At 64.1% G+C, this 9,474-nt stretch carries 9 protein-coding genes; 7 read left to right on the top strand and 2 right to left on the bottom strand.

Going from position 1 to position 9,474, the window contains the following annotated elements; all coding sequences use genetic code 11:
- A partial coding sequence (locus Q0K15_RS09565) for an RluA family pseudouridine synthase (RefSeq protein ID WP_365933795.1) occupies positions 1–941 on the top strand: 941 nt, incomplete at its 5' end.
- Positions 942–943: 2 nt separating this feature from the next.
- Here the strand turns inward: Q0K15_RS09565 and Q0K15_RS09560 are convergent.
- Together Q0K15_RS09560 and Q0K15_RS09555 are read right to left on the bottom strand one after the other, a co-directional pair.
- Positions 944–1,192: a hypothetical protein gene (locus Q0K15_RS09560; RefSeq protein ID WP_294515623.1), complete on the bottom strand. Its 249-nt coding sequence runs from the start codon at positions 1,190–1,192 to the stop codon at positions 944–946.
- 232 nt (positions 1,193–1,424) lie between these two features.
- A complete protein-coding gene (locus tag Q0K15_RS09555; protein WP_294515622.1) occupies positions 1,425–2,693 on the bottom strand; it encodes a diaminopimelate decarboxylase in 1,269 nt (422 codons plus the stop codon).
- Between the two features lie 209 nt (positions 2,694–2,902).
- Between Q0K15_RS09555 and uraA the strand changes: the two genes are divergently transcribed.
- From uraA to Q0K15_RS09525, 6 genes are all read left to right on the top strand, one after another.
- The gene (gene uraA / locus Q0K15_RS09550) at positions 2,903–4,153 is read left to right on the top strand and encodes a uracil permease (protein WP_294515621.1); all 1,251 of its coding nucleotides are present in this window, start codon (positions 2,903–2,905) and stop codon (positions 4,151–4,153) included.
- Positions 4,154–4,307: 154 nt separating this feature from the next.
- On the top strand, positions 4,308–5,231 hold the full coding sequence (locus tag Q0K15_RS09545) for a MoxR family ATPase (protein WP_294515620.1): 924 nt from the start codon (positions 4,308–4,310) through the stop codon (positions 5,229–5,231).
- Between the two features lie 5 nt (positions 5,232–5,236).
- Positions 5,237–5,788, top strand: coding sequence for a hypothetical protein (locus Q0K15_RS09540; RefSeq protein WP_294515619.1), 552 nt, complete (start codon positions 5,237–5,239; stop codon positions 5,786–5,788).
- On the top strand, positions 5,776–6,234 hold the full coding sequence (locus Q0K15_RS09535; RefSeq protein ID WP_294515618.1) for a DUF58 domain-containing protein: 459 nt from the start codon (positions 5,776–5,778) through the stop codon (positions 6,232–6,234). Before Q0K15_RS09540 ends, Q0K15_RS09535 begins: the two co-directional genes overlap by 13 nt.
- Positions 6,231–8,456 (top strand): transglutaminase domain-containing protein, encoded by a 2,226-nt coding sequence (locus tag Q0K15_RS09530; RefSeq protein WP_294515617.1) that lies wholly within the window; start codon positions 6,231–6,233, stop codon positions 8,454–8,456. Before Q0K15_RS09535 ends, Q0K15_RS09530 begins: the two co-directional genes overlap by 4 nt.
- Positions 8,457–8,555: 99 nt before the next feature.
- Positions 8,556–9,137: an ECF transporter S component gene (locus Q0K15_RS09525; RefSeq protein WP_294515616.1), complete on the top strand. Its 582-nt coding sequence runs from the start codon at positions 8,556–8,558 to the stop codon at positions 9,135–9,137.
- Positions 9,138–9,474 lie beyond the last annotated feature (337 nt).

Genomic DNA, 9,474 nt, shown 5'->3' with positions numbered 1-9,474 from the left:
AGGAGAAGAGGCCTGTGGAGCGCATAGGGGTACCGGGGACGGCGGAAAAGCAGATCCGGCGGGTAAGCTTTACCGTGCCGCCGGAGCGGGTGGGGCAGAAGGTGGACACCCTGCTGCGGAAGGAACTGGGCCTCTCGGGTACGGTGATCCGGCGGATCAAGTGGCTGGAGGACGGTATCCTGCTGGATGGCGTGCGGGTCTTCACCAGCCGGAGGGCAGAGGCTGGGCAGGTGCTCACTGTGCGGCTCTCTGACCCAGAGCGGCGCAGCGGGGTGGTACCGGCGCCGGGACCACTGGATATCGTCTATGAGGACGGGGATATGATGGTCCTCAACAAGGCGCCCGGGGTGCTGGTCCACCCCGGCGCCGGCCACTTCTCCAATACCATCGGTAATTTCCTGCTGGATTATTACGACCGGACTGGGGTGGAGGCAGACTTCCACCCGGTCCACCGGCTGGACAAGGGGACATCGGGGCTCATGGTGGTGGCCAAGCACCCCCACGCCCAGGAGGTGCTGAAGAACCAGCTCCACACGGCGGAGTTCCGGCGGATCTATCTGGCGGTGTGCCTGGGGGGGCCGGCGGAGGAGGCGGGGACAGTAGATGCCCCCATTGGCATGGCGGAGGGCTCCATTGTGGCCCGGGCAGTGCGTTCGGACGGCCTGCCCGCCCGGACCCATTACCGGGTACTGGAGCGTCGGGGGGACCGTACCCTGGTCCGCCTGGCGCTGGAGACGGGGCGGACCCACCAGATCCGGGTCCATATGGCCTACCTGGGCTGCCCGTTAGCGGGGGACTTCCTTTATGGCGCGGAGGACAAGGAACTCATCCCCCGTCCCGCCCTCCACTCGTCGGAGCTCGCTGTCCGCCAGCCCGTCACCGGGGAGATGCTCACCTTCACCTGTCCTATGCCGGAGGATATGGCGCGGCTGCTCCCATGAGCTCAGAGCAATTTGTTCAGGATCGCGAAGACGTAGGACGGACCGCGGACGATGTCATTGAGCGGACCGGGGCCGGACAGCGGCATCCGTTCAAAGGCTTTTTCGAAGTCCCGCTTTGTCAGACGGTAATTGGTGCGGCTGGTCCGAACGACGTCGTCCTGCACCTGATAAGTGAAGGGGAGACCGGTTACGGTGTAAAAGGTCTGACCGGCGTTTTTCAGAACCAGGTCCCAAACAGAGGGAAAATCCATCCAAATTCCTCCCATCATGTGGATAAAAAAAGCATAGCATTGACTTTATATAAAAGTCAATGCCATGCGTACAGGGAGAGATGCAGGGCCCGTCTCGCGCAAGGGAGCGAGACGGGCCTTGTCGATTTTATAAAGGTGTTCCGATGCGGTATTGCGCTGGTCACCGGGCACCAGCCTTGCATTTTAAGACAAGTCCCAGAGCGAAAACAAAAGTTCTTTATGGTCCTTTTTCTTACAAGAAAAAGGACACGGTGGCGAAGTAGTCGTCGGGGGTCTCGGCCCGGCGGATGAGCTGGGTAGAGCCGTCCTCCCGAAGCAGGACCTCAGCCGAGCGGAGTCGGCCGTTGTAGTTGTAGCCCATGGAGAAGCCGTGGGCGCCGGTGTCGTGGATGACCAGCAGATCCCCCAGCTCGATCTCGGGGAGCATCCGGTCCACGGCGAACTTGTCGTTGTTCTCGCACAGGGAGCCGGTGACGTCGTACTGGTGGTCGCAGGGGGCGTCCTCCTTGCCCATGACGGTGATGTGGTGGTAGGCGCCGTACATGGCGGGGCGCATCAGGTTGGCGGCGCAGGCGTCCACCCCCACGTACTCCTTGTAGGTGTGCTTAAAGTGGGTGGCCGTGGTCACCAGACAGCCGTAGGGCCCCAGCATGAACCGGCCCAGCTCAGTGAAGATGGACACGTCCCCCATGCCGGCGGGGACCAGGATCTCCTCGTACTTCTGCCGCACCCCCTCGCCGATGGCCAGGATGTCGTTGGCGGGCTGCTCGGGGCGGTAGGGGATGCCCACGCCGCCGGAGAGGTTGATGAACTGGATGTCGCAGCCGGTCTCGGCCTTGAGCTCCACGGCGGTCTGGAAGAGAATGCCCGCCAGGGTGGGATAGTAGGCGTTGGAGAGGGTGTTGGAGGCCAGAAAGGCGTGGATGCCGAAACGCTTGGCCCCCATAGCTTTCAACTTTTTAAAACCCTCGGTGAGCTGGGCACGGGTGAAGCCATACTTGGCCTCGCCGGGGTTGTCCATAACCTGGAAGCCCTCGTTGCTCGCGCCGATGGAGAAGGTGCCGCCGGGGTTGAAGCGGCAGGAGATGGTCTCGGGGATATACCCAATGGTGTCCTTCAGAAAGTCGATGTGGGTGAAGTCGTCCAGGTTGATGGTAGCGCCCAGTTGGGCGGCCAGCCGGAACTCCTCCGCCGGGGTGTCGTTGGAGGAGAACATGATCTCGCTGCCGTGGAAGCCGCACTTGTCGGCGAGCATCAACTCGGTGAGGGAGGAGCAGTCGGTGCCGCAGCCCTCCTCATGCAGAATTTTTAGGATGGCGGGGGTGGGGGTGGCCTTGACAGCGAAATACTCCTTGAAGCCGGGATTCCAGGCAAAGGCCCGCTTGAGTTTTCGGGCGTTTTCACGGATCCCCTTCTCGTCGTAGAGGTGGAAGGGGGTGGGGTACTGCCGGACGATGGCCTCCAGCTGGGCCTTGGTCACAAAGGGCCACTTGTTGGACATGGGAAAACACCCGCTTTCTATAAAAAATCAAGTCTATCTTATAAAAAAAGAGGTATTTTTGTCAATCGGCGCAAAAGAGGAATTGGAGGTCGCCTTCCGTCCGTTTCCGTGGGATATGACAAAAAAGACAAAAAAACTAAAAAACAGTGGACCGAATGTAGAAGAAGTGGTATACTTGCCCGAAATGCAATCGAGAAGAGAGGTATCCCATGGACAAAAAGCGCATCATCCAGGTGGATGAAAAAGTCCCCCTTCCCATGCTCCTGCCCCTGAGCATCCAGCACGTATTTGCCATGTTCGGCGCGTCGGTGCTGGTCCCCATCCTGTTCCAGATCGACCCCGGCATCGTTCTCTTCATGAACGGCTTCGGCACCCTGCTCTTCATCTTCCTCACCAAAGGCAAAGCACCGGCCTATCTCGGCTCCAGCTTTGCCTTTTTGGCGCCCGCAGGCGGCGTCATCGCGGCCAAGGGCTTTGAGTACGCCCAGGGCGGCTTCGTGGTGGTGGGCCTGCTGGGCTGCCTGCTGGCCTTCATCGTGTGGAAGTTCGGCACCGACTGGATCGACGTCATCCTGCCACCCGCCGCCATGGGCCCCGTGGTGGCCCTCATCGGCCTGGAGCTGGCCGGCAACACCATCACCCCCGGCAAGACCGGCGCCGACCTCACATCAGGCCCCCACATCGCCGTCTTTGCCGTCACCCTGGGCGTGGCCGTCTTCGGCTCCGTTCTCTTCCGCAAGTTCTTCGCCGTCATCCCCCTTCTCATCGCCATGATCTGCGGCTATCTCACCGCCGTGGCCATGGGCCTGGTGGACTTCACCCCTCTGGCTCAGGCCCAGCTCTTCACCCTTCCTAAGTTCCACCTGGCCAAGTTTGACCTCAACTCCATCCTCACCATCGCCCCCGTCATCCTGGTCATCGCCACCGAGCACATCGGCCACCAGGTGGTCACCGGCAAGATCGTGGGCCGGGACCTCCTCAAGGACCCGGGTCTCCACCGCTCTCTGCTGGGCGACAACCTCTCCACCGCCATCTCCGGCTTCGTGGGCTCGGTGCCCACCACAACCTACGGCGAGAACATCGGCGTCATGGCCGTCACCGGCGTCTACTCCGTCCAGGTCATCGCCGGCGCCGCTGTCATTTCCCTCCTCATGGCCTTTATCGGGCCTCTGGCCGCCTTCATCTCCACCATCCCCGGCGATGTTATCGGCGGTATCACCTTCCTCCTCTATGGCATGATCGGCACCTCCGGTCTCCGCATCCTGGTGGACAAGAAGGTGGACTATGGCAAGAACCGCAACCTGATCCTCACCTCCGTAGTCTTTGTGGCCGGTCTCTCCGGCCTCACCCTCACCATCGGCTCGGTGTCCATCACCGGCATGACCCTGGCCGCCGTCACCGCTGTTATCATCAGCCTCATCTTCTTCCTGCTGGACAAGGCCAAGCTGATGAATGACTAAATAATATATTGTATTTCCTGAGAGGAGCTGTCCGATTCGGACGGCTCCTCTTTTATGTTTGTTTGGGCGCAAACATCTTGCCCGGCTTGGAAGGGGCGTGATATAATGGCCAAAATACCGGATTATGACAACCGGAGGGAAAGGGTGGGATACCATGGATGACCGCAGGCTGTGCGCCCAGGTGGTGGCCGAGGTGAAAAAGGCGGTGGTGGGCAAGGACGAGGTGGTGGTAAAACTGCTGCTGGCCATCCTGGCCCGTGGCCACGTACTGCTGGAGGATATCCCCGGGGTGGGGAAGACCACCCTGGCTCTGTCCTTTTCCCGGGCCCTGGGGCTCACCTGTCACCGGGTCCAGTTCACCCCCGACGTGATGCCTTCCGACCTCACCGGCTTCTCCATTTATAATAAGGCCACCGGGGAGATGGAGTATCAGCCCGGAGCGGTGTTGTGCAACCTCTTCCTGGCTGACGAGCTCAACCGGGCCACCAGCCGCACCCAGTCGGCTCTGCTGGAGGCCATGGAGGAAGGGCAGGTCACGGTGGACGGGGTGAGCCACCCAGTGCCACAACCCTTCCTGGTCATCGCCACCCAGAATCCGGCGGGGGCGGCGGGAACCCAGCTGCTCCCCGACTCCCAGCTCGACCGCTTCATGCTGCGGCTGTCCATGGGTTACCCGTCGCCCCAGGACGAGCTGGAGCTGCTGCGCCGCCGGAGCGGCGGGCCGGTGGTAGAGCGGGTGAGCCAGGTCACCGACCGGGCGGGGCTGGAGCGGCTGCGGCAGACGGTGGAGGCCGTCCACATCTCCGACGAGGTGCTGGAGTATATCGTCCGGCTGGTGGGGGCCACCCGCCGCCACCCGGCCATCGCCCAGGGGGGCAGCCCCCGGGCCACCCTGGCGGTGGCGGCGGTGAGCCGGGCCGCCGCCTTCATCCGGGGCCGGGACTATGTCCTCCCCGACGACGTGACCGAGCTCTTCCGGGATACGGTGGCCCACCGGCTCATCCTCACCGATGCCGCCGGTGCCGGCGATCCGCTGGGGGACGTGCTGGCCTCGGTGCGTGCCCCCCGGCTGAAGTGACCGCCGTGGCCGCCCGGCGTGTGGGCTGCGGCTTGGCCCTGGCCGCGGTGCTGCTCTTTCACATTCTGGATGTGGGCTACCTGGCCCACTTCCTCCTGTGGACCGCCCTGGCCTTGCCGGTGGTCTCCCTGCTCCTGGCCCTGCCCCTGGTCCTCCGGTGCCGGGGCGGACTCGCTGCCGCCGCTGCCGGCCTGGAGCGAGGGAGTGTGTTCCGCTTTCGGGCGGAGGTCCGATACCGGGGCTTTCTGCCCCTGCCCATGGTGCGCCTGCGACTGCGGCTTACCAACGAGATGACCGGAGAGGAGACACGCCGCCGGGTGACCCTCTCCGGCCTGCCGGACAGGAAGGGGGCCCTGTGGGCGTGGACGGAGTGGGAGACAGCCCACTGCGGCCGTGTCACCTGCCGGGTGGAGCGGCTCCAGGTGGTGGACGGACTGGGAATTTTTCCCTGCCCGTGGCCCCGCCGCCGCCCTGCTCCGCCCTCTCACTGCCCCGGCGGCTGGAGCTGCCCCTCCCCGCCGCCCTGCGGGGGGAGGCGGAGGCAATGGGTCCCCTGAGACCCCGGCCCGGCGGCGGACCGGGGGAGGACTACGATCTGCGGCCCTACCGGGCGGGGGACCCGGTGACCACCATCCACTGGAAGCTCTCCTCCAAGCGGGACGAACTGGTGGTCCGGGAGACCCTGGAGCCCCGGCAGGAGGGCCTTATCCTCACCTTTGACCACTTCGGGGCCTGGGATGAGGTGGACGGGGTGCTGGACCGGCTGCTGACCTGGTCGTCGGCTCTCCTGGACCAGGGCCGGAACCACACCGTGGCCTGGCTCCACCCGGAGACGGGGGAGCTGCGGCAGTTCCTGGTGGCCGACCGGCGGACCCTGGACCGGTGTCTGTCCGCCGCCCTCTCCGACCCCACGCCGCCCACCGGCCGCTCCATCCGGGCGGAGGGAGCCGGCGGCAAGGAGCGGAGGTTTCACCTCATGCCCAATGGGGAGGTGGCGGTGTGAGACGGAAACGAAACAAGACTGTAAAGGTGTCCAAGGGCGGCTGGCCGCTTCCCCTTTTCGCCGACGCCCTCCTCCTCTCCCTGCTGCTCATGGGGGTGGCCCTGTGCTGCCAGAGCGTCTATGGCTTGGGAGACAGCCGGCGCCTCCTGACCCTCACCGCCGTGGGGCTGGGGGTGGTCATGGCCGTCATCCGCGCCCTGCCCCGGTTCCGCTGGGCGGTCCTGCTGCTGCTGGCCGAGGGCTATGCCCTGTTCACCTGGCTGATGTGGGACCCGCTGACCGCCGGGGTCAGGGCCACCATGGCCTATGTCGGGCTGGTCCTGGGGGGTAGCGGCACCCTGCCAGACCCCTTCCCGGCGGCGGCCTGCCTCCTCTTCCTGTGTGCCGCCCTGGCCCTGCTGGCCCTCCCTCTGGGCTGGGCAGCCCTGTGGCTGCGCTCGGCCTGGGCCGTGGCGGCTATGACCTATCCGCTGCTGCTCCCAGCCTTCCTGGCCGACCGCCTGCCCTGGTGGCCTGACTTTCTGCTCCTTCTCACCTGCTGGTGTGCCCTGTTCCTCACCAGCATTCTCTCCAAAAGGGACAGGGCCGCCCGGGCCCGGCTCACCCTGGCCGCCCTGCCCGCCGCCGGCTGCGCTCTGATCCTCCTGACCCTGGCCGTACCAAAGGAGCGCTATGTCTACCCCAAGTGGGCCGAGAAGGCCAAGGGGGTCATCCTCTCCGGGGACCTGGCCTTCTCCCTGCCCGACTTCGTGGCAAATGGCCTGCAGGTGGGCGGCTCCTCCGGCCGGGTGGACCTGGCCGGTGCAGGCCCTCTGTCCCTTTCAAGCCGCACCATGCTCCGGGTGAAGACCGATGTACCCGGACGGATCTACCTCCGGGGGCGGTCTGCCGGGGTGTATACCGGCACGTCCTGGGAGCCCCTGGACGACGCCGCCTATGAGGAGCTGGGGGACCTGGGGGGCTATGAGCCCCTGAACTTCCCCGCCCTCACCGCCGTCGGTCAGGACTGGCATGCGGTGACGGTGGAGCTCACCGGCGCCCCTGGGAACTGTTTCTATGTGCCCTATTCTCTCCTTACCGATGCCGATGAGCTGGTGGGGGGCAGCTTCGTGGCGGACTCCCACATCCAAAAGGGCTTCGGCGTCGGAAGCTACACCGTCTATTACCGGCCAGAGGCCGAGCCTGACCACGCCATGCGTCCCCTGGAGGGAATCGCCGCCCAGGCGGAGGAGGCCTACCGTGACTTCGTCTATGAGCACTATCTGGAGGTGCCGGAGGAGGCGGAGCAGGCCCTCTATACCTGGGCGGAACGGAACGCCGGGCTGCACTTCGAGGTAGATGACAGCTACCGGAAGTCGGTGCTCCGGGGTTACTGGTCTGAAATGGAGGGGGCCAGGCTGATCGGCTACGCGCTGGCCGCCACCACCACCTATGACACCAACGTCCCTGCCATGCCGGAGGGCGCCGACTTTGTGGACTACTTCCTAAACCAGAGCGGGAAGGGCTACTGCATGCACTACGCCACCGTCGCTACCCTGTTTTTCCGAATGGTCGGCATTCCCGCCCGGTATGTCAGCGGCTACACGGTGATGGTGCCCGACTCCGGCCAGGTGGATGTGCCCGAGTCGGCGGCCCACGCCTGGGTGGAGATCTACCTGGACGGCTACGGCTGGTACCCGGTGGAGGTGACCCCCACCTACGGCGGGGAGGAGACGGAGCCAGAAGAGACCGCCGAGCCGGAGCCCACGCCTACCTCCACGCCAACACCCATCCCGACGCCCACACCACAGAGCTCCGCCGCCCCAGCGCCCACCCCCACTACGGCCCCGGCGGGCGGCCAAGATGAGGGGGGCATGGGCGGAGACGGGGAAGCGGATCTGAGTACACTCGCCTGGCTCGCTGTGGTGCCCGTTCTGTGGCTGCTGCTCTTCGCCCGGCGGCGGATTATGGCTTTCGTCTGGCGACGGAGGCTGTGGGGGAGCGGCACCAACGACGCCGCCCTCTGGGCCTACCGTCTCCAGCGCCGGCTCCTGCCCTGGGGCGGCAGGGAGCACCCGGAGGTGGAGGAACTGGCATCGAAGGCCTGGTTCAGCCAGCACACCCTCACCGAGGCCGAGCGCAAACAGGCCGCGGAGGCCATAGAGGGCGAGCGGAAACGGGTGGATGCCGCCCTGCCCCGCTGGGAGCGGCTGGCCTTCCGCTGGCTATGGGCCCTCCGGTGAGCGGCGATCTGACCTTATTAAATAAATAAAAACTGAGATTTGAAATAATATCAGATAGGGGGTATAATGGCGGCAGAACAGACAGAGGAAGTGGTTTCCATGAAACAGAACATGTCCACCCAGCGGCTTGCCTTTCTGGGGATGATGACCGCCCTGGTCTTTGCCGGCAACTACGCCCGCATCATCATGCCGGTGCCGGTGGGCGGAGTGCCCTCCTTTACCCTGGCCAATATCCTGTGTGTCCTCTCCGGGCTCCTGCTGGGGCCGGTGGGCGGCCTGGCCTCCGGCCTGGGCTCCGCCCTCTATGACCTCACCAACCCCCTGTGGGCGGCGGAGTGCTGGATTACCTTCCTGACCAAGGGGGCCATGGGCCTCATGGCCGGTGTGGCCGTCACAGCGGGCCGGCGGGGCGAGGGGGCCAAGCCCGCCACCTATGGCCGCTACCTGACGGCGGCGGTGGTGGGGTGCCTGAGTTACTACGTGCTCTACTACCTGAAGGACTTCTTCTACAACGGGATGCTGCTGGGCGGCCTCCAGCCCCAGGCCGCGGCGGTGACCCTGCTGGCCCTGATCCCCGCCTCTATTTTCAACGGTGGGGTGGCCATCATCGCGGCCCCTCCCCTGGCGTTGGCCATTCGCTCTGCCCTCAAGCGCAGCGGCCTGCGCCTGAAGATGGCGTAAGGATACCCAAAAGACCGGAGCGACATGCTGCCACATGTCGCTCCGGTCTTTTATATAAAACAAATCACTGATGGGCAGCAGGCAGACGGTACTTGCACGATGGGATATACAAGCTAATGATCAAGGGTTTACCCGTCTTAATAAAAGCCCGCGGCTAAAGAATTTTTATTGTTGCTTAATAAAGTAGATAAAAAGTATTGACAATGTGGGTTTGATCTGGTATATTATCTGAGCGCTTTGCGAGAGGCACAAAAACAGGACGATGACGAGAAGAAAATCTCTGAGATCTGAAAAAGTGCTTGACAAAAGCTCGTGAGTTTGCTAGAACAAATAAGTT

Source organism: uncultured Intestinimonas sp., assembly GCF_944387245.1.
Lineage (GTDB): Bacteria > Bacillota > Clostridia > Oscillospirales > Oscillospiraceae > Intestinimonas.
The sequence above is the reverse complement of the archived record's forward strand: the minus strand, read 5'-3'. Positions and strand labels throughout refer to the sequence as shown.